The 25,516-nt window shown below is 67.1% G+C and carries 25 protein-coding genes; 15 read left to right on the top strand and 10 right to left on the bottom strand.

Going from position 1 to position 25,516, the window contains the following annotated elements; all coding sequences use genetic code 11:
* Positions 1-493: 493 nt before the first annotated feature.
* The 7 genes from ABZ293_RS37570 to ABZ293_RS37540 all read right to left on the bottom strand — a co-directional run bounded on the left by ABZ293_RS37570 (position 494) and on the right by ABZ293_RS37540 (position 8,172).
* Positions 494-2,005, bottom strand: coding sequence for an FAD-dependent oxidoreductase (locus tag ABZ293_RS37570; RefSeq protein WP_355188717.1), 1,512 nt, complete (start codon positions 2,003-2,005; stop codon positions 494-496).
* Positions 2,002-2,355, bottom strand: coding sequence for a (2Fe-2S)-binding protein (locus tag ABZ293_RS37565; protein WP_355188715.1), 354 nt, complete (start codon positions 2,353-2,355; stop codon positions 2,002-2,004). The genes ABZ293_RS37570 and ABZ293_RS37565 overlap by 4 nt, the downstream gene beginning before the upstream one ends.
* Entirely contained in the window at positions 2,352-3,530 is a 1,179-nt protein-coding gene (locus tag ABZ293_RS37560; RefSeq protein ID WP_355188713.1) for an FAD-binding oxidoreductase, read from the bottom strand. The genes ABZ293_RS37565 and ABZ293_RS37560 overlap by 4 nt, the downstream gene beginning before the upstream one ends.
* Positions 3,531-3,561: 31 nt before the next feature.
* Complete coding sequence (locus ABZ293_RS37555) at positions 3,562-4,554, bottom strand: proline racemase family protein (protein WP_355188711.1); 993 nt, start codon at positions 4,552-4,554, stop codon at positions 3,562-3,564.
* 60 nt (positions 4,555-4,614) lie between these two features.
* The gene (locus ABZ293_RS37550) at positions 4,615-6,060 is read right to left on the bottom strand and encodes an aldehyde dehydrogenase (NADP(+)) (protein ID WP_355188709.1); all 1,446 of its coding nucleotides are present in this window, start codon (positions 6,058-6,060) and stop codon (positions 4,615-4,617) included.
* 30 nt (positions 6,061-6,090) lie between these two features.
* Entirely contained in the window at positions 6,091-7,119 is a 1,029-nt protein-coding gene (locus tag ABZ293_RS37545) for an ornithine cyclodeaminase family protein (RefSeq protein WP_355188707.1), read from the bottom strand.
* 144 nt (positions 7,120-7,263) lie between these two features.
* Positions 7,264-8,172, bottom strand: coding sequence for a dihydrodipicolinate synthase family protein (locus ABZ293_RS37540; protein WP_355188706.1), 909 nt, complete (start codon positions 8,170-8,172; stop codon positions 7,264-7,266).
* A 258-nt stretch (positions 8,173-8,430) separates the two neighbouring features.
* On the opposite strand from ABZ293_RS37540, the gene ABZ293_RS37535 reads away from it, so the two are divergent.
* From ABZ293_RS37535 to ABZ293_RS37495, 9 genes are all read left to right on the top strand, one after another.
* Positions 8,431-9,585: a branched-chain amino acid ABC transporter substrate-binding protein gene (locus tag ABZ293_RS37535; protein WP_355188704.1), complete on the top strand. Its 1,155-nt coding sequence runs from the start codon at positions 8,431-8,433 to the stop codon at positions 9,583-9,585.
* A gap of 98 nt (positions 9,586-9,683) precedes the next feature.
* Positions 9,684-10,595 (top strand): branched-chain amino acid ABC transporter permease, encoded by a 912-nt coding sequence (locus tag ABZ293_RS37530; RefSeq protein ID WP_355188702.1) that lies wholly within the window; start codon positions 9,684-9,686, stop codon positions 10,593-10,595.
* Positions 10,595-11,719: a branched-chain amino acid ABC transporter permease gene (locus tag ABZ293_RS37525; protein WP_355188700.1), complete on the top strand. Its 1,125-nt coding sequence runs from the start codon at positions 10,595-10,597 to the stop codon at positions 11,717-11,719. The genes ABZ293_RS37530 and ABZ293_RS37525 overlap by 1 nt, the downstream gene beginning before the upstream one ends.
* Positions 11,716-12,603, top strand: coding sequence for an ABC transporter ATP-binding protein (locus ABZ293_RS37520; RefSeq protein ID WP_355188698.1), 888 nt, complete (start codon positions 11,716-11,718; stop codon positions 12,601-12,603). Before ABZ293_RS37525 ends, ABZ293_RS37520 begins: the two co-directional genes overlap by 4 nt.
* On the top strand, positions 12,600-13,322 hold the full coding sequence (locus ABZ293_RS37515) for an ABC transporter ATP-binding protein (RefSeq protein ID WP_354959722.1): 723 nt from the start codon (positions 12,600-12,602) through the stop codon (positions 13,320-13,322). The genes ABZ293_RS37520 and ABZ293_RS37515 overlap by 4 nt, the downstream gene beginning before the upstream one ends.
* Positions 13,312-14,376, top strand: a complete 1,065-nt coding sequence (locus ABZ293_RS37510) for a proline racemase family protein (protein ID WP_355188696.1) — start codon at positions 13,312-13,314, stop codon at positions 14,374-14,376. The genes ABZ293_RS37515 and ABZ293_RS37510 overlap by 11 nt, the downstream gene beginning before the upstream one ends.
* Positions 14,377-14,601: 225 nt before the next feature.
* Positions 14,602-15,276 carry a GntR family transcriptional regulator gene (locus tag ABZ293_RS37505; RefSeq protein ID WP_355188694.1) on the top strand — a complete coding sequence of 225 codons (675 nt, stop codon included), beginning with the start codon at positions 14,602-14,604 and terminating at the stop codon, positions 15,274-15,276.
* A 271-nt stretch (positions 15,277-15,547) separates the two neighbouring features.
* Entirely contained in the window at positions 15,548-16,081 is a 534-nt protein-coding gene (locus ABZ293_RS37500) for a hypothetical protein (RefSeq protein ID WP_355188692.1), read from the top strand.
* Positions 16,078-16,548 carry a GNAT family N-acetyltransferase gene (locus ABZ293_RS37495; RefSeq protein WP_355188690.1) on the top strand — a complete coding sequence of 157 codons (471 nt, stop codon included), beginning with the start codon at positions 16,078-16,080 and terminating at the stop codon, positions 16,546-16,548. The genes ABZ293_RS37500 and ABZ293_RS37495 overlap by 4 nt, the downstream gene beginning before the upstream one ends.
* An 84-nt stretch (positions 16,549-16,632) precedes the next feature.
* Here ABZ293_RS37495 and ABZ293_RS37490 read toward each other — a convergent pair whose 3' ends face one another.
* Positions 16,633-17,007, bottom strand: a complete 375-nt coding sequence (locus ABZ293_RS37490) for a helix-turn-helix domain-containing protein (protein WP_355188688.1) — start codon at positions 17,005-17,007, stop codon at positions 16,633-16,635.
* A gap of 134 nt (positions 17,008-17,141) precedes the next feature.
* Here ABZ293_RS37490 and ABZ293_RS37485 point away from each other — a divergent pair, with 134 nt between their 5' ends.
* From ABZ293_RS37485 to ABZ293_RS37475, 3 genes are all read left to right on the top strand, one after another.
* On the top strand, positions 17,142-18,107 hold the full coding sequence (locus ABZ293_RS37485) for an NADP-dependent oxidoreductase (RefSeq protein ID WP_355188686.1): 966 nt from the start codon (positions 17,142-17,144) through the stop codon (positions 18,105-18,107).
* Positions 18,108-18,443: 336 nt separating this feature from the next.
* Positions 18,444-19,130: a HEAT repeat domain-containing protein gene (locus ABZ293_RS37480; protein ID WP_355188684.1), complete on the top strand. Its 687-nt coding sequence runs from the start codon at positions 18,444-18,446 to the stop codon at positions 19,128-19,130.
* Entirely contained in the window at positions 19,124-20,146 is a 1,023-nt protein-coding gene (locus ABZ293_RS37475) for a MerR family transcriptional regulator (RefSeq protein WP_355188682.1), read from the top strand. The genes ABZ293_RS37480 and ABZ293_RS37475 overlap by 7 nt, the downstream gene beginning before the upstream one ends.
* 393 nt (positions 20,147-20,539) lie before the next feature.
* On the opposite strand, the gene ABZ293_RS37470 is transcribed toward ABZ293_RS37475, so the two are convergent.
* Complete coding sequence (locus ABZ293_RS37470) at positions 20,540-21,127, bottom strand: XRE family transcriptional regulator (RefSeq protein ID WP_355188680.1); 588 nt, start codon at positions 21,125-21,127, stop codon at positions 20,540-20,542.
* 92 nt (positions 21,128-21,219) lie between these two features.
* Between ABZ293_RS37470 and ABZ293_RS37465 the strand changes: the two genes are divergently transcribed.
* Together ABZ293_RS37465 and ABZ293_RS37460 are read left to right on the top strand one after the other, a co-directional pair.
* Positions 21,220-22,221: an NAD(P)/FAD-dependent oxidoreductase gene (locus tag ABZ293_RS37465; protein WP_355188678.1), complete on the top strand. Its 1,002-nt coding sequence runs from the start codon at positions 21,220-21,222 to the stop codon at positions 22,219-22,221.
* Positions 22,221-23,423, top strand: a complete 1,203-nt coding sequence (locus tag ABZ293_RS37460) for an MFS transporter (RefSeq protein WP_355188676.1) — start codon at positions 22,221-22,223, stop codon at positions 23,421-23,423. Before ABZ293_RS37465 ends, ABZ293_RS37460 begins: the two co-directional genes overlap by 1 nt.
* Positions 23,424-23,804: 381 nt before the next feature.
* Here the strand turns inward: ABZ293_RS37460 and ABZ293_RS37455 are convergent, their stop codons facing one another.
* Positions 23,805-24,926, bottom strand: a complete 1,122-nt coding sequence (locus ABZ293_RS37455) for a helix-turn-helix domain-containing protein (protein ID WP_355188674.1) — start codon at positions 24,924-24,926, stop codon at positions 23,805-23,807.
* Positions 24,927-25,074: 148 nt separating this feature from the next.
* On the opposite strand from ABZ293_RS37455, the gene ABZ293_RS37450 reads away from it, so the two are divergent.
* On the top strand, positions 25,075-25,452 hold the full coding sequence (locus tag ABZ293_RS37450; RefSeq protein WP_355188672.1) for a nuclear transport factor 2 family protein: 378 nt from the start codon (positions 25,075-25,077) through the stop codon (positions 25,450-25,452).
* The last annotated feature ends 64 nt before the right edge of the window (positions 25,453-25,516 follow it).

Genomic DNA, 25,516 nt, shown 5'->3' with positions numbered 1-25,516 from the left:
CGGCAGGGTCTGTCCAGCGTTGGCTACCGCCCACTCGCTGTTGCATTCCAGTGATCTGTCCAGCACGATCGTGACCAGCCGGCTGGATGTCGGTGTGGTGGTGGCGTCGTTGGGTCGATCCGCAACGTCCTCTTCGTCGACTGCCCGAACCGAGGGCTGCGATCTTGGTACGCGTCGGGTCCCGCCGCCGGATTCGCGGCTCACCACCGGAGCCTTGCGCTGCCTGCCGGGTCGCGTCGCTGAATGTGCCGGGAATCCGATCAATCGCGCGAAATCTATTGTGCTGCAAGCTCGATCACCTACCTCGACGTGCGCCTCCCTGATCGCGGTGACTCGGAAGCTCTTTCAGCGCCATGCGCCCTGCCTCTCTGCGGGATGCTGGTTCCTCAAGGTATGCCGTCACGTGACACCAAGTTCTGGGTCCTTCGACCGGCACGGCCGAACACGTGTCCGGCCGCGCCGAGAGCAACCGACGACAGCCCTTCCTCGCTTATCAGCGGGCCGCGTCGGTGGATTTCGAGGTGACCTGGGCCAGAAGTTCCAAGGCTATGGGGGCGCAGAGGGGCTGCTTGGCCAGTGGTCGCAGATCCTCCACGGTGAGGGGTCGCTCCTCGGCGGCAGCGGCCAGCTTGGCTGTGGCGAATCCGCACACGTGCCCCTGGCACCAGCCCATTCCCGGCCGCGCCAGCAGTTTGACAGTTCGTACATCGGTGGCGCCGAGCTCATCGCGGGCCCGACAGACGCTGTCGAAGCTGACCTCCTCGCACCGGCAGATCGTGGTGTCCGGGGTGAGCCACTCGTGCCAGCGCGCCGGGACCGGGTGCGCCTGGTGCATGGCGGCGGCGAAGACTCGGAGGCGCTGGATGCGTGTACGCAGTCGACGAATATGCATGGCGTGGACCTCGAGCGCGTCGGCCGCCGCGATCCCGGCCAGTTCACCCTCGGCTACCGCAAGCAGTGCCCCGCCGACTCCGGTTGCCTCGCCGGCGACGTACACCCCTGGCATGGTGCTGCGTTGCGAGTCGTCGACGACGGCGACGAGAGACTGGTCGACGTCGATCCTGGTTTGGGCGCCCACCGCGGTGATGAGTTCCATCGAAGGGGTGAAGCCCCAGCCCAGGGCGACCAGGTCTACGTCAACGGTCGTCGTGGGGCCGACAACTCGCCCCGCATCATCGAGCCGGGCCAGTTGGACCGCCTTGGTGCCGGTGGGATCGGCGTCGATGCGAGTCACCGCGGTGCGCGTCCGGTACGGGATCCGGTGGCGGGCCAGCGCCATGGCGTACTCCGCACCCTCGGCGACCTTGGCAGGAAGGGCTGCCACGGCGCGGGCGTGGCGCGCCCATCCGGTCAGGGTATTGGCCTCGCACACGGCCACGACTGTCGCTCCGGCATCGGCGAGCTGCTTGGCGACCGGAAGGAGGAACGGGCCTGTTCCCGCGACGACAGCGCGCTGGCCGGCGAGTGTGCGGTGTCCCTTCAGCAGGGCTTGTACGCCGCCGGCAGCCATGACTCCGGGGAGGTCCCAACCGGGGACGGGCAGCTGGCGGTCGTACCCACCTGGACAGAGAATCAGCCGGGCGGCGACGACGAGGCTGGGCGTCGCCTCAGCGGCGTCGACGCCCTCGATCGTCGAAGTGAGGTGGAGAGTCCAGCCTCCTTCCCGGTCATCGGCGTCGGTCGGCGCCGCGGGCTCCACGAACCACACCTGGGCATTGGGAAGGTGCACCACCGCGCCCATCTGCCGGTGTCGGCGCAGCTTCTCACGAAGCTCGGTGAACAGCTTCCAGTCGTGATGGCCTTCCGCCTCCGGCCCACGTGGGGTGCGCTCGTCCGGATGACGCCAGTACTGGCCGCCGATCTGGGCACCAGCGTCCACCAGCACGACGGTCTTGCCCCGGTCCGCCGCAGCTACTGCGGCCGCAAGGCCGGCTGGGCCGGCACCGACGACGGCTACGTCAAACGTGCCGACCGTTTGTCCACAAGGGGTCGGGTTGGTGCTCATGGCTTGGTCCCTCCGTCGTTGGGAGCGTCAGTTGCCGCACCGACCGGCGCAGCAGTCGTGCTCAGCTGCATGCCTTCGCGGACGGGGACGAGGCAGGCGCGCTGGTTGGGTGCGCCGTCGACGGTGATCAGGCAGTCGTAGCAGATCCCGATGCCACAGAAGAGGCCTCGGGGGCGGCCGTTCTTCCGGGTGGTGCGCCAGGACTGGATCCCGGCGTCGATGAGTGCCGCACCCACGGTCTGGCCGGGGTGGGCGAGGAGTTCCTGGCCGTCGAGGGTGAGGTGAACGATGGACGTGCCGCCGTCCTCGACTGTCCGCGGACCGGCCTGGGCTTTCGGATGTCTAGTCATGCGTGGTCACCAGCCGAGAAGCGAGCGGGGGCGAAGGGGGTGAGGTCCAGATCGGGCGACTTGTCGGCCATGGCCTGAGCCAACAGCTTCGCGGTGCCGACCGACAGCCCTATGCCGGCGCCCTCGTGCCCGGTCGCGTGCCACATCCCGGTGAGGCGGGAGTCGTGGCCGATCACGGGCAGATGGTCGGGGCAGTACGGCCGGAACCCCAGGTAGGTGCGCATGATGCGGACCCGGGCCAGCGACGGGAACAACGCCAGTGCCTTGGCCGCGATCTCGCGCAGGACCGGCAACGATACGGTGCGGTCGAACCCGACCCGCTCCCGCGAGGACCCGATCAGGATGGTCCCGGCCTGCGTTCCCTCGATCACGGTAGAGGTCTGCAGGCCTTCGTCGGAGGAGTGCGTCGAGGCGACGTACTCGCCGGCATACACTTTGCGGTTGATCGTGGGCGGCAGCGGCTCGGTCACCAGCACGAAGCCACGCCGGGGAAGGACGGGTACGTCGACCCCGGCCATCGCCGCGATCTCGCTGGCCCAGGTGCCGGCGGCGTTCACCACGTGGTCGCAGGCGATCGTTCCTCGACTGGTGCGGACGGCTTTGACCCGTCGTTCGCCACCCAGGTCACGGTGCTCGATCCCGGTGACTTCGATACCTGTCGAGATGACAGCCCCCATGCCGCGTGCCAGCCGCAGCAGATGGGCGGTGAGAAGCATGGGTTGCACCTGGGCGTCTTGCGGGTAGTACGCGGCTGCCGCCAGGCCGGTGCGGATGTTCGGCTCGTACTGGCGGATATCGGCTGCGTCGACGTCCACGGTCTCGATGCCCGCCAGGCGCTGACGGGTGCCGAGTTCCCGTAGCGCGTCAGCGCCCTCGGGGCTCGACGCGACGACGAAGCCGCCCTTGGACTCGAACTCCCATAGCTGACCGAACTCGGCCAGGTCGTCGTGCCACACCGAGTGCGAGTACAGAGCCAGGTCCAGCTCGTGGCCGGCCTCCTTGTCCGACACCAGCAGGTTGCCCTCACCCGCGCTACTGGTCCCCGACGCAACCTGGCCCTGCTCGAGCACCTGCACGCGGAAGCCTTCCCGCGCCAGGAAGTACGCGCAGGCCGCGCCGACCGCACCCGCGCCGATCACCACGACTTCTGCGCCCTTGGGCAGGTGATCGCTCATGCCACCCTCCCGGGAGGCCCGGAAAGCGCGGTCACAGCAGGAACCCCGCGGGGAACGGGTCGGTGGGATCGAGCATGTACTGCGCGGTGCCGGTGACCCATGCCCGTCCGGTGATGGTGGGTACGACGGCACGAATCGTCTCGCCGTCCTCGGTGCCCGGCAGCTCGACCTCCTCGACGAGCCGGCCGACGAACTTGGACCCGATGAACGACTCGTTGACGAAGTCGGTGTGGAGGTCGAGCTCGCCGCGCGCGTGCAGCTGTGCCATCCGGGCACTGGTGCCGGTGCCGCAGGGCGACCGGTCGAACCAACCGGGGTAGATCGCCATGGCATGCCGGGAATGCTGGGCGGTAGCACCCGGCGCCTTCAGGTACACGTGGTGGCACCCGTTGATGTCCGAGCGTTCCGGGTGCACCGGCCTGGCCTGCTCGTTGATCGCGTCCATGATGGCAAGCCCCGCGTCGATCAGCCGCTGCTTCGCCGCCCGGTCGAACGGCAGGTCGAGGTCGTCGAGGTCGACGATCGCGTAGAAGTTGCCACCGAACGCGATGTCGTAGCGGACGTCGCCGTACCTCTCGACCTTGACGACCTGGTCCAGCGCGAGGCTGAACGACGGCACGTTCGTGATGGTGACCGACTCCGCGTGCCCGTCTCGTACGGCGACCTCGGCGACGACGAGACCGGCCGGGGTGTCGAGGCGGATCGTGGTCACCGGCTCGACGACGGGGACCATCCCGGTCTCGACCAGCACAGTCGCCGTACCGATGGTGCCGTGGCCACACATCGGAAGGAGCCCCGAGACCTCGATGAAGAGCACGCCGTAGTCGGCATCAGGCCGGGTAGGGGGCTGGAGGATCGATCCGGACATGGAGGCGTGGCCGCGCGGCTCGAACATCAGCAGCGTGCGCAGCTCGTCGTTGTTGTCGATGAACCATTGGCGGCGCTCCGCCATCGTGGCACCGGGGAAGACTCCGACGCCGCCGGTGATGACGCGCGTAGGCATGCCCTCGGTGTGTGAGTCCACCGCGTGAATGATGCGTGTTGTCCTCATGTTGCCCTTTCTCGGATGCTCCAGCGGTGCGGATCAGCTCAGCTTCCCGTCAACTCTGCGTGGTACGTCGGCGTCATCGCGCAGCTCGCTCGGAAGCAGGAAGTCGGGGAATCCTTGATAGGCCACCGGCCTGGTGAACCGATCGATGGCGGCGGTGCCGACCGAGGTGGTCCCGGCAGCGGTGGTTGCCGGATAAGGGCCTCCGTGCTGCTGGGCGTAGGTCACCGAGACGCCCGTCGGCCACTGGTTCCACAGCAGTCGGCCAGCCTTCGAGGCCAGTATGGTCGTCAGCCGCCCGACGATCTGGTCGTCCTCGTTCGCCACCAGGGTCGCGGTGAGCTGTCCCTCCAGCTGCTCTGCGACCTCGACCAGCTGCTGCTCGTCGGCGTACTCGACGATCAGGACGGTCGGGCCGAAACACTCGGCCAGCAGCGCTTCCGGGTCGGCCAACAGATCCTGCACCGAGGTGGACAGGATGGCCGGAGCGGGCGGGTCGTTGAGCGGATCCTCCCCCTCGGCGACCACAGTGACAGCGGGGTGCCGGCGCAGCTGTTGCTGGCCACTCAGGTAGCCGGCCGTGATCTTGTCGTTGAGCAGCGGCGCGGCCGACGGCAGCGCGCCGGCGCGCAACGATGCCAACAAGTGGGAGCCGCCGGGTGCGAGGACCACGCCCGGCTTGGTGCAGAACTGGCCCGCGCCCAGCGTGAAGGACCCGACCAGCCCGGCGGCGATGTCCACGCCGCGGTCGGCGTCCGCGGAAGCAGTGACGAACACCGGGTTCACCGACCCGAGCTCGCCGTAGAACGGGATCGGCTCCGGGCGCGACGACGCCAGGTCGAACAGCGCTCGCCCGCCGGGGATGGAGCCGGTGAACGCCGCAGCCTTCACCTGCGGGTGCGTCAGCACGACCACCCCGGCCTCTTGGCCGTAGACGATCTGCAGGAGCCCGCTCGGTGCGTCGAGCTCGTCGAATGCCTCGGTCACCACCTGCGCCGTCGCGGCGGAGAGCCCGACATGGCCCGGATGTGCCTTCACGATCACGGAGCATCCGGCAGCGAGGGCAGAGGCGGTGTCGCCGCCGGCCACGGAGAACGCGAACGGGAAGTTGGAGGCGGCGAACACTACCACCGGGCCGTAGGGGACGCGGGTACGCCGCAGGTCCGGACGCGGCCCCATCGACCACTCCGGATCCGCGTGGTCCACGCGCGCGTCCAGGTAGCCGCCCTCGTTCACGGTCTCGGCGAACAGCCTCAGCTGGAACGTCGTACGCGCCAGCTCGCCGCGGAGCCGTTGCTCGGTGAGGTGCGTCTCCCGGATGGCGAGCGGGACCAGGATGTCGGCGGCACCATCGAGCCGGTCCGCAACGGCCCGCAGCACTGCGGCGCGCTCGGTGCGGGTTCGGCTGGACCACTGCGTTGCGGCCCGTTGCGCACCGAGGACGATATCGTCGATGCGGTCGGTGCGGGTGTCATACATCATTCCTCCAACGTCGACAGAGATTGTGGTGCGTCACGTGCGTTGCCGGTAGCGGTCGTAGGCATGCTGCGCCACGACCAGGTCCTCCCAGGCCATGCCCACTCCGGAGAAGACCGCCGGGCGACCGGGCGACGGGGTGAAGCGGCCGGTCACCAGTTCGGTCAGGTTGGCCAGCGGGTGTCCTCGCTCAGCGTCCGCGACCCACTCGGTCGCTGGCCGGGCAAGGAGCAGGTTGCCCGACTCACGCATCGCCGCGGCACGGCTCTCCACCACGACGTCGGCATTGAGCACCAGCTCCGCGGGGAGTTCGCGCTTGTCGGGGCCGTGTACGCCGATCGCGCAGACCACGGCATCGCCGGGTACGTCGCCGGCGTCGAAGAGGGGAGTGCGGGAGGACGTGGCACAGACAATGAGGTCCGCCCGCGACAGGTCCCGCGCGGCGTCGGCGGGTCGGACAGGAGCGCCGAGAGCGGCCGACCGTGCGACGAGCGCGTCTACCCTCTCGGGGCGGCGTCCCACCACGGCGATGTCGTCAGGGTGTAGGACGGCGTTGAGGTACGCGATGTGACGCTCAGCCTGCGGGCCGGTGCCGAAGACCACCACCCGCTGTGCGCGTACCGCGGATTCGGGGTCTACGCCGCGGTGGGCGGCGATGAGGTGTTGGGCGGCCATCACCGTAGTGGCCGGGGTGCGCACCAGTGTCAGCTCCGCAGCGTCGAGAACCGCCAGTGGCGCGTGGTGCTCGGTTTCGAACAAGACGTAGACGCCTTGGACGTTCGGGTGTCCGTCCTTGGGGTTGCCCGGCGCGAGGGTGAGGACCTTGACCCCCGACGCGCCGCCGGTAGCGCTGGGCATCATCAGGAACTCGGCGCCCGGCCCGGCGGGAGCGAAGAGCCTCGGGCTGTCCTGTTCGGGATCGATGCGTCCTGATACGAGAGCCTCGGTGAGGACGCGGACCGCACTGGGTCCGTCGACGAGGTCCGCGATGGCGACTGCGCTGAGGTGGGTCGGACCAGTCCAAGGACCACCTGGGCCAGCAGACTGCCCACTCGGTGCCATCATGATCTCTTCCTCTCCGAGGCTCTCGCCCCTCATCAGCAGCACGGGATCGTTCGAATGTGATCCTGGGCTGCTTGCCTAGAGTGTGTCTCTCGATGCCGGCCGGCTAGTTCATGGCATGGGATCGACAGACACGCGCAACTACGATCAGCGGTAGCCCTTGGCCAGAGCGGCCTCGGTGTCGCGGCTTATCGCCTCGGTCTGCTCGGCGGTCAATGGGCTGCGCGGCGGGCGGCACTGACCGCCCTTGCGGCCGGCGATGTCCATCGACAGCTTGATCGCCTGGACGAACTCGGTCTTCGAGTCCCACCGCAGCAGGGAGTGCAGGTCGCGGTAGAGCGGCATGGCCTCCTTCAGGTCCTCGACGTTGCCGGAGGTTGCCAGCCGGTACAACTTGGCGGTGGCCTCGGGAATCGCGTTGGGGTAGCCCGCGATCCAGCCGACCGCGCCGGCCAGGCCGAACTCGACCACGACGTCGTCGGAGCCGATGAGGATGTCCAGATCCGGTGCCAGCTCCTGGATCTCGTAGACGCGGCGAACGTCGCCGGAGAACTCCTTGACCGCCTTGATCAGACCCTCCGAGTGGAGTTCGGCCAGCAGGTCGGGGGTCAGGTCGACCTTGGTGTCGTAAGGGTTGTTGTACGCCACGATCGGAAGCCCGACCTTGGCGGCCTCGCGATAGTGGTTGAGCACCGATTGACGGTCCGCACGGTAGATGTTCGGCGGAAGCATCAGCACCGACTGGGCGCCCGCCTCGGCCGCCTGCTCGATCCAGCGGACGGTCTCCCGCGAGCCGTACGCCGCAACGCCGGGCATCACGCCGAACCCTTCGGGCGAGGCCTGCACCGCCACCTCGACCACGCGGGCGCGCTCTTCGGGGGTCAGCGTCTGGTACTCGCCCAGCGAGCCGGACGGGCATACGCCGTCGGTGCTGTTGGCGGCCAGCCATGCGACGTGCCTGGCGTAGCCGTCGTAGTCGACGCTGAGGTCGTCGTTGAACGGCAGTGCGGTCGCGGTGTAGAGGCCGCGCCAGGGGTTCTCTTTCGAGATGGTCATGTTGTGAAGTCTCCTGGATCAAGGTTGCGCACGAATAGAATGTGATATTGCACTGCGATTCGCAAGAGGCTCGGTCGGTTTGCCTCCGGGTCGCCGGCTTCAGTCTGCCTCCCGTCTGAACTTTATGCAATGTGCTATTGCACTAGCCGATTTCGGTCTCTACGCTAAGCCTCGGTTCCAGCAAAGTCACACCGCAGTCGCAGTGGTTCAGCGCCGGATACCTGACGCCTGAGGCGTTGACCAGGAGTGGAGATACACATGATTCGTAAGACGTGGATCGGCGCCACGGCGGCTGTCGCTCTGACTTTGACCCTGTCTGCCTGTGGCGGGGGCGGTCTGGCGTCGAGCGGCGGAGGTGACGGCGGAAAGGGCGACATCCGGCTGGGCATGGCGGCGCCGCTGAGCGGCAGCAGCTCCGCGATCGGGCCGTACATGACGAACGGCGCGCAGCTCGCGATCGACGAGATCAACGCCTCCGGCGGTGTGCTCGGCCGCAAGCTCGCGCTCGTCCACGAGGACGATGCGTGTGACCCGAGGACAGCAGCGTCGGCGGCCGCCAAGCTCGTCACGGAGGGCGTGACCGTGTCAGTCGGCGGCTACTGCTCGTCGGCGACCCTGCCGACGCTCTCGATCTTCAACAAGGCCGACGTCCCGATGATCATCCCGGCCGCGAACTCCAACGACCTGGTCAAGAGCAAGCTGCCGAATGTCTTCCTGCTCAACGGCACCGGTGCCCAGCAGGCCCAAGCGGCGGTCGATTTCATCAAGTCCTCCGGCGTCAAGGCCGTTGCGCTGGCAGACGACAACACGTCGTACTCCAAGGACATCAGCACCCGCACCGGGGAGAAACTCGGGGCAGTCGGATCGGTCAAGGTCGTGGACCACGAGTCGGTGACCGCTGGCGAGTCGGACTACTCCGCTGCGGTGACCTCGATCCTCAACGCGAAGCCGGACTTCGTGTACTGGACCGGCTACTACCAAGAGGGCGGGCTGCTCATCAAGCAGCTGCGCGCGGCGGGTTACACCGGCAAGATCATGGTCGCGGACGGATCCGTCGACGAGCAGATGATCTCCATCGCCGGTGCCGCCAACGCCCAGGGCGTGTTTGCGACCATGACGCAGACGCCGCAAACGATTGCTGGCGGCGAGAAGTGGATCGCCGACTACAAGGCCGCCTTCAAGGCCGACCCCGGGCCCTACTCGACGCAGTCGTACGACGCCGTGCGCGTGGCAGCCCAGGCGATCAAGAACGCCAACTCGACCAAGGGCAGTGACATCGTCGCCGCGCTGGAGAAGATCGACGGGTTCCCGATCTTCAGCGGCAAGCTCAAGTTCACCCCGGAACACACCCTCAGCGAGGGCGGCTTCGGCATCCTCGTGGTCCAGGGCAACACCTTCGCGCTCAACAAGTGACCCTCGGCTCGCGGGCGCCGATGGCCCGCGCCCGCGAGCCGCGGCCGCATCACCCTCTCCTGCTGGCCCCGCCGGCTCCCGGCATTTAGGAGTGTGCCATGGACCTGCAATATCTCATCCAACTGATCCTGAACGGCCTATTCATCGGCTCGTTCTACGCCCTCGTCGCGCTCGGCTACTCGATGGTCTACGGCATCATCAAACTGCTGAACTTCGCCCACGGTGACATCTACATGATCGGCGCCTTCGGAGGCTATGCGCTGCTGACCGCGGCAGCCGGCTCGCTGGGCGGCGGCGCCTCGATCGTCGTACTCGTCCTGATCATGGTGGTGGCAATGCTGGTCACCGGCACCGTCGGGCTCGTCCTCGAGCGGGTCGCCTACCGGCCGCTGCGCGGAGCACCGCGATTGTCGGTGCTGATCACAGCGGTCGGCGCCAGCTTCGCGCTGGAGTACGGCATCGCCGTCGGGTTCGGCCCGAACCCGCGTGTCTATCCTGTCGGCTTCGGCAACGGTGCCATCTCCGTGCTGGGCGCCCGGGTCACCTACGCCCAGCTCGCCATGATGGTGATCGCGGTCGGCCTCATGGTCGCCCTCGACCAGCTCGTCAACCGGACCCGGACGGGTCGCGCGATGCGCGCGATCTCGCAGGATCCGAAAGCCTGCCTGCTGATGGGCATCAATGTCGACCGCGTCATCTCGCGCACCTTCTTTATCGGCTCGGCGCTGGCCGGTGCGGCCGGAGTCATGGCCGGCGCATATTACGGCAAGGTGGACTTCCTCATGGGCTTCATCATCGGCCTCAAGGCGTTCACCGCCGCAGTGATCGGCGGCATCGGCAATCTGCGGGGCGCCGTTCTCGGCGCTGTCGTTCTCGGGCTGCTCGAGTCCTTCGGAACCGCCGCGCTCGGCAGCGAGTGGCGAGACGTCTTCGCCTTCGGCTTCCTGATCCTGTTCCTGACCGTCCGACCAACCGGTCTGCTCGGCGAGCGAGTGACGGAGCGGGTCTGATGAGCAACGATAACTCGATCCCGGCCCGAGACGGGGCCGTCGACGCCCCCTCCGGCTTCGTGCAAGCCGTCGACGGGACCGGCAACTCCACCGTCGGTCAGGTCGGCTCCGGCCTCGCGCCCGCAGATGCAGCTGGCCGTGTAACGCCGGTAAGCCGCGCGATCAGCCACCCGCTGTTCGGCTGGGTCGTGATGGCCCTCGCCATTGCGCTGCCTTTCGTCAACTCCTCGTCTTACAGCATCCGGATCGCAACGGACGCGCTCATCTTCGTGATGCTCGCCGTCGGCCTGAATATCGTCGTGGGCTACTGCGGTCTGCTCGACCTGGGCTTCGCCGCCTTCTTCGCGATCGGCGCCTATACGTCCGGCATCCTCACCACGTCGCTGGGGTGGCCCATTCTGCTCACGATCCCAGTCGTCGTGATCGCAGCCGTCATCGGCGGGGTGGTGATCGGCGGCCCGACCTTGCGACTGCGCAGTGACTACCTCGCCATCGTCACCCTCGGATTCGGCGAGATCATCCGGATCACCGCGAACAACCTCGATATCACCGGCGGCCCGAACGGGATCTTCGGTATCCCGGACTTCGGCGACTTCGGCCTGCGGTCTGACATCACGACCTACTGGATCGTCGTCGCTGTCGTTGCAGCAGCGGTGTTGGCTTCCGCACGGCTCGGCAAGGGACGGCTGGGCCGGGCCTGGCGGTTCGTGCGCGAGGACGAGGACGCCGCGGAGGCGATGGGCATCCACACCTACCGGGTGAAGTTCGCGGCGTACATCACCGGAGCGATCTTCGGCGGGATCGCCGGTGTGCTCTTCGCGGTGCACCAGACGGCGATCTCACCAACCAGCTTCAACTTCCTCTGGTCGGCGCTCATTCTCATGGCGGTGGTCCTCGGCGGGATGGGCTCGACGCCCGGCGTCGTCGTCGGCGCGCTCGTCATCTCCCTACTCCCCGAATTGCTACGTGGCGCGGAGAACTGGCGCTATCTCGTCTTCGGCGTCCTCCTCATCATCGTGATGCTGTTCCGCCCGCAGGGCATCTGGCCGCACCGGGGCGACGAAAAGCCGTCGCGGATCGAGAAGCGACGAGCCCGCACGGCGGCAAAGGAGGTCGCACCATGACCGCGACACACGGCGAGGTGACAAGGAAGGGCTCGTCGGCCACGGGGCTGCTCCAAGTCCGTGACATGACAGTGGCCTTCGGCGGAGTCACTGCCGTCAACGGCCTGACCTTCGATGTGCGCGAAGGGGAGGTCCTGTCGGTAATCGGCCCGAACGGTGCCGGCAAGACCAGCGCCTTCAACTGCATTACCGGCTTCTACAAGCCGTCGGCCGGGCACGTCACCTTCGACGGCAGCGATATCACCGGCAAACGTCCCGCGGTCATCGCCGCGCGCGGGGTCGCCCGCACGTTTCAGAACCTGCGCCTGTTCGGCGAGCTCAGCGTCCTGGACAACGTGCGCGCGGGGATGCATGTGCGGATCCGGCAGAACGCCTTCGACGCCATCCTGCACACCCCCCGATACCACCGCAGCGAGCAAACCGCGACCGACGAGGCGCACCGCTGGCTCGACTTCGTCGGAGCGCGCGGGAGCCGGGTCCACGAAGTGCGCAACCTGCCGTACGGCGAGCAGCGCCGCGTCGAGATCGCCCGGGCCCTGGCCCGTGAACCGAAGATGCTCCTGCTCGACGAGCCCGCGGCCGGCCTGAACCACAACGAGAAGGAGGAGCTCCTCGGCCTACTGCGCCGCATCAGCGACCTCGGGACCGCGGTCGTGCTCATCGAGCACGATATGGGCCTGGTCATGGAGGTCTCCGAACGCATCGTCGTCCTCAACTACGGCAAGGAGATCGCGGACGGCACACCCCACCAGATCCGCACCGACCCCAGGGTCGTCGAGGCCTATTTGGGCACCGACGACGCCGAGGCCGAAGCGGTGGCCGCCGCGGACGAGGAGATTTTCAGCGATCACACCGCGGCACCGAGCGAGAAGGGCGAGTCGTGAGCACAGTTACCCCTGTCCTCGAGGTCGAGGACCTCGTGGTCAACTATGGACGGGTCGAGGCGCTGCGCGGTCTGTCGCTGACGGTCGGTGAAGGCGAGACGGTGTCGCTGCTCGGCAACAACGGCGCTGGCAAGTCGACCACCGTCTCCACGATCTCCGGTCTGGTGCGCGCGAAGTCGGGACGGATCAGGGCGTTCGGCAAGGAGATCACAGCGGCCAAGCCCTGGGAGCTCGTCGAGATGGGCATAGTCCACGTGCCCGAAGGTCGACGGATCTTCCCTCGGCTCAGCGTCCACGAGAACCTGCTCATCGGTGGTTACACCGTCCGTGACAGCAAGGCGATCGAGGAGCGGATCCAGGAGGTGTACGAGCTTCTACCGCGGCTGCGCGACCGCCGCAACCAGCACGGCGGCACCCTGTCCGGGGGCGAGCAGCAGATGCTGGCGATGGGGCGCGCGATGATCGCCGCGCCGCGCCTGCTCATGCTCGATGAGCCGTCCATGGGACTCGCCCCACTCATGGTCGCCCAGATCATGCAGGTCGTGCGAACCATCAGCGAGCGAGGCACCGCCGTACTCCTCATCGAGCAGAACGCCCGGTCCGCGCTCACCGTGGCCACCCGCGGCTATGTACTCGAGGCGGGCGTGACCAGCCTCGAGGGGTCCTCGGAGGAGTTACGGACCAATCCCCGAGTAGTGGAGGCCTACCTTGGCGCCTGAGAGGTCGTTCAGCTTCGAGACGGTGGACTACCACACCGGCGGTGAGCCGTTCCGGATCGTCGCCCACGGAGCGGTCCGGCTCGACGGCGCCACCGTGGCGGACAAGCGGGTCCGGGGAATCGCGAGCCCGGAGGTGCAGTATGCCCGCGCGCTCCTGTGTAGCGAGCCACGCGGCCACGCGGACATGTACGGCGGCTTCGTCACCGAGCCCGATGACGACGGCGCCGATCTCGGGGTGCTGTTCTGGCATAAGGACGGCTTCTCCACCGCATGCGGCCACGGCACCATCGCGCTGGGTGTGTGGGCCGTCGAGTCCGGCCTCGTGCCGCGACTCGAGCAGGGCACTCGCGACGTACGGATCGACGTACCCTCCGGGCGGGTCACCGCCCGCGTTGCCTTCGAAGCGGGCGAGATCGCCCACGTCTCGTTCGTCAACGTCCCGAGCTGGGTGCACTCCACCGGTGTCGATGTCGAGACCGACCGTGGCCGCGTCACGTGCGACATCGCCTTCGGCGGTGCGATGTACGCCGTGGTGTCCGCCGCGGACCTCGGCCTGGCTGTTCGCCCCGCAGACCTGCCCGACCTGATTCGGATCGGTCGTCAGATCCGGGATGGCCTCAACGCCGCCCGCGCGGCGGAGCACCCGAGCGACCCGCGCCTGTCCGGCGTCTACGCAACGATGTTCACCGAGGACGTCGACCCCGACGGCGCGACCGCCGCCCAGGCGTTCGAGGGACTCAGTGCCGAGGGTGCGCTGCACCAGCGCAACGTCGTGGTGTTCTCCGACGGCGAGGTCGATCGGTCCCCGTGCGGGTCCGGCACCGCGGCCAGGGTCGCGCATCTGACCAGCCAGGGACGTCTCGCCGACGGTGCGGTCCTGGTGCACGACTCTATCGTCGGCAGCAGATTCCGTGCTCGGGCCGTGGCCCGAGTCCAGGCCGACGGTCACGACGCGGTCGTGCCCGAGGTCGTCGGCACGGCGCACAAGTTGGGAGACAGCCGCTTTGTCGTGGACCCGCGTGACTCGCTGGTTCCCGGCTTCATCCTCAGGTGAGGATCCACGGATCGATGGGTTGTCAGGGAACGACCTGGCATCCCTGACAACCGTGACCTGCGGCGGACCAGATCGCTACGCCGCCGGCCCGGCGATTCGGTCCGTGGCGTACGTAACATGTGATATGTCACTGACCGTCTAGCTTGTAATATAGCAACTGACCAGATCACACGCGCCGATCCCGCGGTCGCCACTCATCCGCCCACATCCAACAAGAAGGCAATGATGTCCGCCACCGATACACCGGTCTCGACACTGACGTCGTTCCTCCCCCGGAAGAGCATGCGCGACGAGATCATCGAAAAGTTGCGCGGGGCGATCATCACCGGGGAGTTGCGCCCCGACGTCGTGTACTCGGCCCCCGGACTGGCCGAACAGTTCGGCGTGTCCGCGACTCCGGTCCGCGAAGCAATGATCGACCTGGCCAAGGAGGGCTTGGTCGAAACCGTGCGCAACAAGGGCTTTCGCGTTCGCGAGCCATCCGAACAGGAGCTGGACAACCTCGCCGAGGTCCGCCTGCTCATCGAGGCCCCCACCGTACGCAAGATTGCCGACGCCGGCATCGACCCCCAGCAGCTCGCCGAACTGCGCACCCTGGCCCTCGGCATCGAAAAGGCCGCGACCGAACACGATTTCATCACCTACATCTCCATCGACACCGAATTCCACTGCCGCCTCCTCAGCCTCGCGGGCAACAACGAGTTGGTCGAAACGGTGCGGTCGCTGCGCTCCCGCTCCCGCCTGTATGGCGTCCGCCCACTCGCCGAACGCGGGGAGCTCATTCATTCCGCCCACGAGCACGTGGAAATCCTGAATCTCATCGAACAGGGAGCCGCGGAATCGGCCGAACAGCTGATCCGCCGCCACATCGGCCACGTCCGAGGCATCTGGGCCGAATAGATCGGACTCGACGGACGGCGCGCCCGCGTCGATCGCATTCGCCCGAAGTCGTGAAAGTGCGGTTGAGCGGCGGTAATACGCGCAGGTCGGCTCGTTGGCCTGGTCGTTTTCCAAGGCACCCAATGGGTTTCGATTCCCAAGGCGGCTCCGGATCAGAGGCCATTTCCATGGTCCGCGTACATTGCGCGGGACGCCCAATGTGGCTCGTCGGCAGTTGCGCACGTTCGTGAGATCGGCTGGCGGCCAACGGCTTTGCAGGCATGATGGTCGTATGGTCGATCGTGGAGAATCGCAACTCGGGCTGGCTCTGACCGCTATCGATCCGAATGTGCTACTGGCACTGGCTGATGAGCATCATGCGCGTACGGTGCGGCCACTGGGCAGCCGTTCGGTCGCTGGGCATTTGGTGAAGCCTTACGTGATCGAGGCGCCGGGGCGGCGGGTGAGCGACCAAAACGTGCAGGCCGCGCTGCGGATCGCGGGTGATCACCTGTCGTCGGCGTATCTGCGAGGTTCTCTTGGGCTCGCTGTGCTGCTCGTCCACGCCGGTGGTGACGGTGACTACATCCTGGTCAACACATGGATCGAGGGGTACATGTCCGACCTTGCTGTCTTCGTTGGTCCGGCCGACGATGCCGCCCAGCTCCGGCCCGGACGGGCGGGTCTGGCCCCCTGTGTGTGGGAAGCGGCGGTTCTGGCCCACGAACGAGATGCCTTCACCCGGCATGTCCTGGACGGCCACGGTGTGATCGATGAGCGGCTGGCAGCGTGGCGCGGCGATGTGTTGGAAGGCAAGGTCCGATGAGGGGCACCGTATCGGTCCGGGTGCGCCACGCGCGTGTGGCCGATCTACCCCATGTTGCCCAGCTGGCTGCAGAGCATGCCGCGTATGAGAAGGCTGCGCCCCCGCCAGCCGATTTGGCCCGACGACTGCAGGCTCTTCTGTTCGATGCAGAGCAGCCCCGATTGCGCTGTTTCGTCGCGGAACTGGACGACGGCGAGATCATCGGGTACGCCTCGTGCGCGCCGGAGCTGTCCACATGGGACGGAGCGGAGTACCTCCATATGGACTGCTTGTTCCTGCGCGAGGGCCATCGAGGCTTGCAGGTCGGGCCCATGTTGGTGCAGGCCGTGGTGACCGAAGCCCGTGAGCTCGGGCTCGGGCAGGTTCAGTGGCAAACTCCGCCGTGGAACACCGACGCAATCAGGTTCTACGACCGGTTGGGAGCCCAGGCCACCGAGAAGAGGCGCTACTGTCTCATGGCCGATTGACCCGCCGATGATTGCACCGCAGCGAGGGCAGCGCTGAGGCCGACGGTGACATCAGGTCACCCGCACCAGTTGGACCCGAGGGATTCAGGCCTCGCGGCGCAGGGCGAACGCCTGGTCGATGTTGTTCTCGACCCAGGCGCGCAATTGATTGAGCGGGACTGCGGCGCTGCGGCCCAGCGGGGTAAGTGCGTACTCGACATGCAGCGGGACCGCCGGGTAGACGGTGCGGTCGACCAGGCCGAAATCTTCTAGGCGGCGCAGGGTTTGGGTCAGGACCTTCGGGCTGACACCTTGGAGTAGCCGCTGCAGTTCGCCGAATCGTTGCGGGCCGTCCTCGAGGATGCCGATGGCGAGTGCGGACCATTTGTTGGCCAGCAGATCGAGCATGGCGCGGCACGGGCACTGTGCGGCGTAGACGTCGTGGTGGACGTGCTGACCGGTCGGGCAACTGGTCGGCATCAGCAATCTCCTCACCAGGCAACTTTCCTCGAGGAAAGTTGGCGCTCTTGATGGTAACCACCCCTGCGGGGCTAGCTTCCTCTGCGTCAACAGGGAGGCCGGTCCGGGTCTTCCGGGATTCAGGAGGTGGTGTTATGTCCGCAGTCACGATGCGCGCGGTGACGCAGGAGGCGTTCGGCGGTCCGGAAGTGTTGCGAGTCCGGGAGGTGCCGCGCCCGGAACCGCTGCCCACCGAGGTGCTGGTGCGCGTACACGCGGCAGGAGTCAATCCGGTCGACTGGAAGACTCGGTCGAATTCCGGTGTGGCGGGGGTGCTGGGCGAGCCGCCGTTCGTCCTGGGGTGGGATGTGTCCGGGGTGGTGGAGGCGGTCGGGTTCGGGGTGACCACCCTGCGCGTCGGCGACGAGGTGTTCGGGATGCCCTGGTTCCCGCGTGCTGCGGGTGGTTACGGCGAGTATGTCACCGCGCCGGCTCGCCAGTTCGCGCACAAACCGGGCACGATCGACCATGAGCACGCGGCAGCCGTGCCGCTGGCCGCCCTCACCGCCTGGCAGGCGCTGATGGACACCGCCCGGGTGCAGGCCGGACAGCGCGTACTCGTGCACGCGGCCGCCGGCGGTGTCGGGCACTTCGCGGTGCAGTTCGCGAAACACCTTGGCGCGCACGTGCTCGCGACCGCGAGCCAGGGACATCACATGTGGCTGACCGGCATCGGAGCCGACGAGGTCATCGACTACACCACCACCCCGTTCGAGCACAGCGCCGCCGATGTGGACGTCGTCCTCGACCTGGTCGGCGATATCCACGACAACACCTCGATCCGGTCGCTGGAGGTTCTGCGGCCCGGTGGGCTGCTGGTGTCGATTCCCACCGGGGTTTCCCCCGAACTGGCCGCGGCGGCCCAGCAGCGCGGCGTGCGGGTCAGCTCTTTTCTGGTCGAGCCCGACGGCCCGTCGTTGACCCGGATCGCCAACCTCATCGACAGCGGGCAGGTGGAAGTCGCCGTGGCGGAGGTCTTCCCGCTCGAGCACGCCGCCGCCGCCCACGTGCGCGGCGAAAAGGGCCGCACCCGAGGAAAACTCGTACTCCGCATCGTCTGACACCGTCATCCGGGCCCCAGCGAAAGATCGGAATTCCCCGTGTTCTATGAGATCCGCCGTTACCAGACCCCGGCCCGAACGCCGCGCCGAATGGGTCCGCTAGATGGAGGAGGTGGTCGTGTCCTTCCAGTCCGGGCCTAGCCTCGGCTGCCGCTGAGACGAAGCGCAGCCGTCCCGCGGGTGTGGGAAAAGTTCGAAGCATCGTTGGAGGGTCGCCGTGGCGATCGTGGGGCTGGATCGGTGAATCGTGACGTCATTTGTCGATGAATCCTGACAGCGGGCAGGACACGGCACTTGACATTGTCACTGTGTGAAGGCCTTCACTGGCTGTCGGAGGTGGTCCCCATCAACTCGACACACAGCAATCCACAGGACACGCGACTGCTCGACGCACTTGCCGCAGCGAACTCGTCGACGCGGCTGGCGGCGGCTCTGGCAGTCGGCACGCATCCCGAGCCCGGTTTCGTCGATGCGCTCGTAGCGCGGTGCGCGATCGAGCCGGACTTCTTCGTGCGCGACATGCTCACCTGGGCGCTGACCCGTCTACCGGCGCAGATCACGGTTCCGAAACTGCGCGCGGAACTCCGTTCCGAGCGGGCACAGGCCCGCAGCCAGGCATTGCACACGCTGTCCAAGATCGGCGATCCGAGCGCGTGGTCGGCGATCACGCGGTCGTTGCTGCACGATGCCGACGACGAGGTCGCGCGGAGTGCATGGCGTGCTGCCGTCGTTCTCGTGCCCGAGGGGGAGCGGGAAGGGCTGGCCGCGGAACTCGCCGGGCAATTCGGCCGTGGCGATCGAGAGGTACGGCTGAGCCTGAGCCGTGCTCTCGTCGCGCTCGGCGACGTGGTCGAGCCGGTCCTTCGGACGGCGATGGCAAGTCACGACCCGACGGTGCGTGTGCATGCCAGCGCCACGGAGCGGCTCTTGCGCGATCCCGATGCCGGATTCGACGTCGCCGTCGATGAGGCAAGACGGGTCCTGGCGCTCGGTCCGGACCGGGAGGAGCGAACGGCATGCTGATCGGCGAGGTGGCGCGCCGCTCGGGGGTGAGCGCCCGAATGCTCAGGCACTACGACGCCCTCGGGCTGGTGCAACCGACCGGCCGTACCGTGGGTGGCTACCGGGAATACTCGCCCGAAGACATCCGCCGGATTCTTCATGTGGAGGGGCTGCGGTCGCTGGGACTGTCGCTGAGTCAAATCGGACGCGCTCTCGACGATTCCGGATTCAGCGCGACCGCACTGGTCGGCGACCTCATCCGCAAGACCGAAGAACGGCTGAACCGGGAGCAGGAACTCCTCGAGCGGCTCCGTACGGTCGATGCGGCCGAGCCCGCCGGCTGGCAGGACGTCCTGCGCATCGTCGAGCTGCTGCACGGGCTCGGTTCGCAGAGTGCCGCCCGCCGCCAGCAGGCCGTTCTGGCCCCGGCCGAGGATGTGTCGGTGCCCGCCGAACTACTGGCCGAGGCGGTCCTGACCGAATCCGATCCGAACGTTGCCGGCGCCCTGCGGTGGGCACTGGCGCGGGCGGGCGGTGACGGTGTGGCGAGCGTGGCATCCGGCATGGGCTCAGCAGACGTCGACGTTCGGCGGCGTGCGGTCCTGGCCATCGCCGAGCTACCCGGCGGCGAGGCGACCGCGGTGCTCACCGACGCGCTCGACGATGCGGACAGCACGGTCCGCAGAACTGCGGCACTCGCACTGGGTGCGCGGGGCGTGACCCAGTCTGTACCAGCACTTCTCGGCATGGTGATCGAGGGCTCGAACGATGTCGAGGCGGCCGAACTCTTGGGATCGTTGGCACGGGACGCGAACTGGGCAGACCGGATCATGAGTGCGTTGATAGATGAGCTCACCGAACAACCAGCGGACTCGGCAGTGCGGATTCGACTGACCCAAGCACTCGCCGAGATGCCGGGGACCATCGCGCTGGACATCCTGCAGCAACTGGTGCACGACGATGAGCGGGCCGTGGCCCTTATCGCCGAGACCCTTGTCACGAGGATCCAGCAACGGTCCGACAATCCAAATCAGTGATCACGGCGAATGTGGCTCAGGGCCCGGAGCAGACTTCATTGCCGCCCAAGTCTTTTGGCGCACCACCGCCAGGATCATATGCGGTGGGTGGACGCATGCGCAGCTGGACGAGCATCCAGCCCAGCGGTTGATGAATGTCGTCGCAATGGCGAGACGTTGATGGATGGATAACCATTCGGCGAGGTATCAGGTACTACGACGCGCGTGCCGACTCGACGACTTCTGCCGGTCCGGCAAACTCGGCGATCACGCAAACGTCATCTGCAGCCCAAGCATTGAGCAGACATTGGAAGAGGAATTCACTGTCTCTAGATTTTCGCGAACGAAGCCGCCTCCTGGATTTCTGTGATCCAACGGCCTTGTGAACCCATCGACGATCCGGGAAGTCCGGCGTCAGCGGTTGGCGGTGGTTCGGGCCCGAAAGTGGATGCGTTCACCGTGTTTTCCGAAGAGGCTCAGCAACTCGACGCTTCCGTGCCCGGCCGCGCCGAACCAGTGCGGGATCTGGCAGTCGAACTCGGCGGCCTCTCCGGCACCCATGACGAAATCGTGGTCGCCGAGCCGGACACGCAGTCGGCCGCGCAGCACGTAGAGCCATTCGTACCCTTCGTGGGTCCGTAGGAAGGGCGCTTCGTCGTGGGCGGGGATGATCATCTTGTACGCACGGGGATCTCCTTGGTGGCGCGACAGCGGGATCAGCACCCGGCCCCCCTTCTCACTGGGTTCCTGCGGCACGCGAGGGTCGACGATTCGGGGCGCGGCGACGATGTCGTCGAGTGCGATGCCGAGGGCCGCCGTAATCGGTAGGAGCAATTCGAGACTCGGTTTGCGCTGACCCGATTCCAGCCGGGACAGCGTGCTGGTCGACACGCCGGTGACCCGAGCGACATCGGCCAGGCTGAAGCCCTTCTTCTCCCGGGCGGTCCGCAACCGGGGAGCGATCTGCTCGATCACGGCACCTACGCTCGGCTGATCGTCCATGGGAGCCACTCAATCAGTATGTCCCGGAATCGGCAAGGCTCCTTGCTGGTTCTGCACAGGCGGCCGGATGCTCGTCTCGGAGGTGGTTCGAGATGGACACAACAATGGATCCGGCGCCGACATCGGTGCCCGAAGTTCAGTTCTGGGACGCGATCGTCATCGGCGGTGGGGCCGCCGGGCTGTCGGCCGGTGTCGTGCTGGCGCGGGCGCAGTTCGCGACGGTGGTCGTCGACGGTGGAGCGCCGCGAAACGGGCCTGCCGGTGCGATGCACGGCTTCTTGACCCGCGACGGTATGCCGCCGGCCTTGTTCGTCGCGACCGGAGCAGCTGAATTCACCCGATTCGGCGGGACATTGGTGCAGGCATCGGCAGTGCAGGCCTGCCGGACCGCGGACGGCAGCTTCGAGGTGCGGCTCGACGACGAGCGCGTGCTGCGTGCCAGGTCGGTGCTCGTCGCCACCGGGTTGACCGACGAACTCCCCGATATCCCAGGACTGTCCGAGCGATGGGCCTCGGTAGTGCATCACTGCCCGCACTGCCACGGCTACGAAGTGCGGGATAGGAATGTGGTGGTCATCGGCAGCCCGATGGCGGCGGTTTCGATGCATCTGGCGGCACTGATGCGGCGCTACACCTCGTCGGTGACGTTCTGCACCAACGGTATCGAGGTCGGCCACACCGAACGGCAGCGGCTCGCGGCTTATGGCGTGCGGATGATCGACGGGCGTGTGCGCGAGATCGTCGAAGACGACTGTGCCAGTGGGGAACTGGCTTCCATCCGCCTGGAGAACGGCGAAACTCTGCTGTGTGACGCTATTTTCGTCGCGCCGCGACCGATCCCGCACGATGCGATCTTGACCGCGCTGGGCGCGACCGCAGACCCGGCAAGCGGGCTTATCCCGGTCGATTCCCAGGGAGCCACCGGCATTCCGGGGCTGTGGGCAGCCGGGAACGTCGTCAATCCCCGGGCACAGGTGATCACCGCCGCGAGTGCGGGCTCGGTCGCCGCCATCGGTATGACCGGCTGGCTGCTGGCAGGAGAACTGTCGTCTGCTGTCGCACACAGCGCAGTGATCGGCGGAGGTGATCGTTGATGAGCACCACGCAGCTGGCCCGCGGCAGCCGCAGTGACAGGTTGCCTGCGGGCGTATACCTGCTGGGCTTCAGCCTGTTCGCGATGGGAACCGCGGAATTCCTGCTCGCCGGTGTCCTGCCGGACGTCGCCGCCGACCTCGACGTCCCGCTCTCCTCGGCCGGGATTCTCATTACCGTGTTCGCATTGGGCGTCGTATTCGGCGGACCGCCCTTCGCGGTCCTCAGTCTGCGATGGCCACGCCGCACAGCTCTGGTGGCCACTCAGGCCGCCTTTGCCGCGAGCGTTGCCGTCGGCCTGCTCGGCAGCTATCCGGTGCTGCTGGCCTCCAGGGTCGCTTCCGGCATCGCGTACGCGGGATTCTTCGCCATCGCGTCGGTGACCGCCATCAGCCTGGTCACGCCGGACCGCAATGCCCGTGCGTCCGGAGTCGTGGTCAGCGGCCTGAGCGTGGCCATGGTCGCAGGCGGTCCCGCAGGGACACTGCTGAGCCATTTCACCGGGTGGCGCGGCGGGTTCTGGGCCGTGGTGCTGCTGACGGTCGCCGGGATGGTCGGTTGCATCCTCGGAATTCCAGCTGCCGCAACGGATACGAAGCCGGTCGCGGACCCGGACGTGGCGCGTGAACTCGCCACTATGCGTCGACCGATGCTGTGGGGCATCTACGCGATCACGATCCTGACCACCGCGGCATACATGATCACGTTCAATTACCTGGCCGCCATGCTCGCCGACATCACATCCGTCCCCGAGGTCTGGATCCCGGCCGTCCTTGCGCTCTTCGGCATCGGTGCCTTCGCCGGACTGTCCATCGGCGGCCGCATCTCCGACCGGCGCCCGCACACGGCGCTGCTCGCCGGCACGGTCGCGATCGTGATCCTCTCGGTCGTCCTGGCGGTGGCGATGGAGCATGTCTGGTTGATCGTGCCCACCGTTTTCCTCCTCGGGATCGCCGCGTTCGTCCTCAACCCCGCGCTGTACGGTCGGGTATTCGCCATCGCCGCAGACGCCCCGACCCTCGCCGGCTCGACCACGGTGTCGGCCTTCCAATTGGGCATCAGCTGCACTCCTGTCCTGGCGGCCGTCACGCTCACCCAGGGCGCCGCGCTGACCTCGGTATGTCTGATCGGAGCAATCCTCGCCGCAGCCGCCATCCCGCTGATTCGCCTCGACAATCGCAGCGGCAGGTTGGGGATGCGATAACCAGCAGATTGCAACCGGCATCGGCGCGGAGAACGATCGGCATGGTGTTCTCCGGGTCGATGCCGCGCCGGTTCTCCGAGGCGATGCGCGCCCATCTGACGGCCCCGACTCCTGGCGCTCGAGTCGTGAACAGTTGATATCGACTGGTGATGTGTTGCAGGAGAATGACTTTCGACTCGGCTGCACGATGCTGAACGGACGAGCCGGAATTGACGAGAGCGTTCAACACGGTCGAGCTGCGGCGACGGGCTCCGACGCGGTGTGCCTGCACGTCCATCTACCTGCAATCCGGGCTGCGGTCTGAACCTGGGAACGGTGCTGTTGATTTCGGTCGCGCTCGCGGCCGACGTAGCTAGTGCAGGCCAGCAGGCGAGACCGACGTCACGACCGCTGGCCGGGGGGCTGCAGCAGTCGTGTTTGCAGTGCCAGATACAGCAGTGCCGCGTCGGCGGGCACTGCGAACACCGAGCCGGTGAGCTGTTCTATTCGCTTGAGACGGTGCAGCACGGTGTTGCGGTGCAGGTGCAGGTGCGCGCCGACGGCCGAGGTAGAGCCGCCGAGCTCGTACCAGGCCAGGGCGGTCTGGATGAGAGCGTCGGCGTCGGTGGGGTGGAGTTGGTCGAATGCTGCGAGTGTGTCCGAGAAGATGTCTGTGGCGAGTGCGGGGTTCGCTGCTATCAGGGCACGCGCCGGCGATGAGGCATAGGTGTGGATCCCGGTATCGGTCGGGCTCAGGCACCGGAAGGCGAGGCGCGCTTGGTCCAGCGCTGCCGGCGCGGAACCGAGGTCGCTGAAGGGTTTGCTGGCGCCGGCTCGCGTTCGTGCGCTGCGTAAGGCGTGGTCGAGTTTCACTGGGGTGGCCGCGGTGGCGAGGGTGATCCAGTCGTCGGCGAGCAGGGTGCGCACGGTGGTCACTCCGGTTGCGGCGAGGCGGATTTCGCCGACCAGGACGACGAACGTGCCGTGGGCAGGCAGCCGCATTCTTTTGCCCAAGTTCGCCCGCTGCGCCGGGGGGAGGTCGGGATCGAGCAGCGTCAGCAACAACCGTTGATCGGGCTGGTCGCCCCCGGCAACCAGGGTGCGCCGATAGGTGTCGGCCGCCACGATGGAGTACTCGTCGACGGTGGCCCATACCCGGGTGGACAGCTTGGGCAGGGCGGGACGTTCTTCGGGCTGAGCGCGTTCGACGATGACCTCCCAGAATGCCAAGCCGACGACGCGGAAGGCGTGCAGCAGACTGTCCAGGGGGATTCCGCGCTCGGCCTTGAGGCGTCCGGCTCGGTGCGCGGGTTCGAGCGAGTACTCGTGTCCGGCCATGGCGTCGAGCAACGCGGCGAGGCTGTCGGTGACGAGATCGGTCAATTCGGGGTGACCGAGCGCGGCGTCGCCGTAGTCGGCCTCATCCTGGTTGATTCTGGCCGTTGCCATCTCGGAGATCGCGACCAGATCGGCGCGCAACTCATGCAAGAGGCGCGGGTGGTCTATGTGGTTGTGCTGGGTCACTGCCGCTCAACTTAGCGTCCGTTGTGCGTGCGCACAACGGCGGTGTTCGAAGTGGCTGCGTGCGCCCGTCGCCACAGTGGACGACCTTTGGCGACACTGAATTCCCCACGGTCACATCGACAAAAAATTACGATCGGAGTTGCTCATCATGACCACTGCCACTCGCGAACTATTCGAGCGCTACCACGCGTGCTGGGAAGACCGCGACGCGGACCGAATCGTCGAACTCCACACCGTCGACTCGGTGTTCCACCTGCACGCGGGACAGGAACCCGCCCGCGGGCGGGCTGCCATCCGCGAGGCTGCTGCCGGGACGTTCGCCCTGATTCCCGACCTGGCCTTTCACCTGGTCTCGCTACGCGTCGGGGAGGATTTCTGGGTGGTGCAGTGGCAGCTGACCGGGACCTCGGCAACCGGCAATCGCGTATGCGTCGACCTCGCGGACTATGTTCTCGTCGAAAACGGCGCAGTCAAGGAGAAGCACTCCTACGTCGACGGGGTCGCCATGCAGGCCGCCCTGGGGTGAACACCCCCTCGAGGTCGGTCGCCCTCTCGGAAAAGCTTGTGCCTCAACAGAATTGGCGTAAGTA

This window comes from Nocardia sp. NPDC005998 (assembly GCF_040614395.1).
In the GTDB taxonomy this organism is placed as follows: domain Bacteria; phylum Actinomycetota; class Actinomycetes; order Mycobacteriales; family Mycobacteriaceae; genus Nocardia.
The sequence above is the reverse complement of the archived record's forward strand: the minus strand, read 5'-3'. Positions and strand labels throughout refer to the sequence as shown.

Excerpts from the sequence above, each read along its gene's own strand:
- ABZ293_RS37570 (WP_355188717.1), bottom strand. The coding sequence starts at position 2,005 with ATGAGCACCAACCCGACCCCTTGTGGACAAACGGTCGGCACGTTTGAC.
- ABZ293_RS37565 (WP_355188715.1), bottom strand. The coding sequence starts at position 2,355 with ATGACTAGACATCCGAAAGCCCAGGCCGGTCCGCGGACAGTCGAGGAC.
- ABZ293_RS37560 (WP_355188713.1), bottom strand. The coding sequence starts at position 3,530 with ATGAGCGATCACCTGCCCAAGGGCGCAGAAGTCGTGGTGATCGGCGCG.
- ABZ293_RS37550 (WP_355188709.1), bottom strand. The coding sequence starts at position 6,060 with ATGATGTATGACACCCGCACCGACCGCATCGACGATATCGTCCTCGGT.
- ABZ293_RS37545 (WP_355188707.1), bottom strand. The coding sequence starts at position 7,119 with ATGATGGCACCGAGTGGGCAGTCTGCTGGCCCAGGTGGTCCTTGGACT.
- ABZ293_RS37540 (WP_355188706.1), bottom strand. The coding sequence starts at position 8,172 with ATGACCATCTCGAAAGAGAACCCCTGGCGCGGCCTCTACACCGCGACC.
- ABZ293_RS37535 (WP_355188704.1), top strand. The coding sequence starts at position 8,431 with ATGATTCGTAAGACGTGGATCGGCGCCACGGCGGCTGTCGCTCTGACT.
- ABZ293_RS37530 (WP_355188702.1), top strand. The coding sequence starts at position 9,684 with ATGGACCTGCAATATCTCATCCAACTGATCCTGAACGGCCTATTCATC.
- ABZ293_RS37525 (WP_355188700.1), top strand. The coding sequence starts at position 10,595 with ATGAGCAACGATAACTCGATCCCGGCCCGAGACGGGGCCGTCGACGCC.
- ABZ293_RS37520 (WP_355188698.1), top strand. The coding sequence starts at position 11,716 with ATGACCGCGACACACGGCGAGGTGACAAGGAAGGGCTCGTCGGCCACG.
- ABZ293_RS37505 (WP_355188694.1), top strand. The coding sequence starts at position 14,602 with ATGTCCGCCACCGATACACCGGTCTCGACACTGACGTCGTTCCTCCCC.
- ABZ293_RS37500 (WP_355188692.1), top strand. The coding sequence starts at position 15,548 with ATGGTCGATCGTGGAGAATCGCAACTCGGGCTGGCTCTGACCGCTATC.
- ABZ293_RS37495 (WP_355188690.1), top strand. The coding sequence starts at position 16,078 with ATGAGGGGCACCGTATCGGTCCGGGTGCGCCACGCGCGTGTGGCCGAT.
- ABZ293_RS37490 (WP_355188688.1), bottom strand. The coding sequence starts at position 17,007 with ATGCCGACCAGTTGCCCGACCGGTCAGCACGTCCACCACGACGTCTAC.
- ABZ293_RS37485 (WP_355188686.1), top strand. The coding sequence starts at position 17,142 with ATGTCCGCAGTCACGATGCGCGCGGTGACGCAGGAGGCGTTCGGCGGT.
- ABZ293_RS37475 (WP_355188682.1), top strand. The coding sequence starts at position 19,124 with ATGCTGATCGGCGAGGTGGCGCGCCGCTCGGGGGTGAGCGCCCGAATG.
- ABZ293_RS37470 (WP_355188680.1), bottom strand. The coding sequence starts at position 21,127 with ATGGACGATCAGCCGAGCGTAGGTGCCGTGATCGAGCAGATCGCTCCC.
- ABZ293_RS37465 (WP_355188678.1), top strand. The coding sequence starts at position 21,220 with ATGGACACAACAATGGATCCGGCGCCGACATCGGTGCCCGAAGTTCAG.
- ABZ293_RS37460 (WP_355188676.1), top strand. The coding sequence starts at position 22,221 with ATGAGCACCACGCAGCTGGCCCGCGGCAGCCGCAGTGACAGGTTGCCT.
- ABZ293_RS37450 (WP_355188672.1), top strand. The coding sequence starts at position 25,075 with ATGACCACTGCCACTCGCGAACTATTCGAGCGCTACCACGCGTGCTGG.